The organism is Massilia sp. CT11-108, assembly GCF_047302915.1.
In the GTDB taxonomy this organism is placed as follows: Bacteria; Pseudomonadota; Gammaproteobacteria; order Burkholderiales; family Burkholderiaceae_D; genus Telluria; species Telluria orientalis.
Map to the genome: position 1 here is coordinate 1 of NZ_JBKYMO010000931.1, position 1,275 is coordinate 1,275.

At 66.5% G+C, this 1,275-nt stretch carries 1 protein-coding gene and 1 pseudogene; both read left to right on the forward strand.

Annotated features, from left to right (window positions below):
• A partial coding sequence (locus ACEN88_RS32105; RefSeq protein ID WP_413346251.1) for a glycosyltransferase occupies positions 1–1,089 on the forward strand: 1,089 nt, incomplete at its 5' end.
• A 3-nt stretch (positions 1,090–1,092) separates the two neighbouring features.
• A pseudogene (locus ACEN88_RS32110) lies at positions 1,093–1,275 on the forward strand (phenylacetate--CoA ligase family protein); the annotation flags it as partial.

A 1,275-nucleotide genomic window follows, 5' to 3' on the forward strand; every position in this document is an offset into this window, starting at 1 on the left:
TCTTGTCGCGCACCTGGATGCAGTCGGGCCGGCGGCATGCACGTCGTCGGCTCGCTGCGCAGCCGCTTCGCCAGCGTGTGCGCGCCGCTGTGGGACCTGCTGGGCCTCGTGCGCGCGCTGCGCCATGGCCGGCCCGACTGCATCCAGGTGCGCGACAAGATCGCCAGCGGCGTGCTGGGACGCATCGTGGCCGCGCTGCTGCGCGTGCCGTTCCTCTACTGGATGTCGTTCCCCATCGTCGAAGGTTTCGAGGTCCGGCGCGACGATATCGGCCGCTCGGGCCGCGGTTTGACATGGATGGGGCATGCGCTGCGCGCGTGGGCATCGCGCGTGGCCATCTACCGCTTCGTGTTGCCCGGCGCGCGCCACGTGTTCGTGCAGAGCGATGCGATGGCCGACTGGCTCGCCGCGAAAGGTTTCGACCGGTCGACCATGACGGCCGTGCCGATGGGCGTGGACGCCCAGTTGTTCGACCGCGCCAATGTCGACCCGGTCGACGATCCGCGCCTGGATAACCGCCGCGTCGTGCTGTACCTGGGCCGCATCGCCCGTTCGCGCCGGTCCGACTTCCTGCTCGACGTGGCGGACAAGTTGCGCGAGAAAAAACCCGACGTGCTGCTCGTGATCGCCGGCGACGCCCCCTCCGACGACGAGATGGCGTGGATGCGCCGCGAAATCAAGCGGCGCCGCCTCGACGACCATGTGTTGCTGACGGGCTGGCTGCCGCAGCGCACGGCGCTCGGCTATGCCGTGCGGGCCGAGGTGGGCCTGTCGCCGATCCCGCGCGGCACCCTGTTCGACGTGTCGTCGCCCACGAAGCTCGTCGAATACCTGGCGCTCGGCATCCCCAGCGTCGCCAACGATATTCCCGACCAGAAACTTGTCATCGACGAAAGCGGTGCCGGCCTGTGCGTGACGATGGAGCCGGTGCCGTTCGCTGATGCTGTGCTGCAATTGTTAAATGACGCGACGCTTGCTGCCGAGTTCGCATTACGTGGGCCACCGTACGTTACAAGCCATCGGACGTATGATATTCTCGGTAACAATGTTGCAAAAATTTATAGGAAAATCCTGACGGAGTCGACCTAAACCATGTCGATGTGGACCTACTCGCTGAAGTGCTCGCTGCGTTCGCTCGTGCGCGAAGTGGTCCGCAACGTCTGGGGCAGGGCGTTCGTCTATCCTGGCCTCGTCGCGAACGAACGCTCGCGCGAGTCGCTGTCCGCCTACGTCGCGCGGCGCGCCCGCCAGGTCGGCGTGCCGCTGGACGGCGAC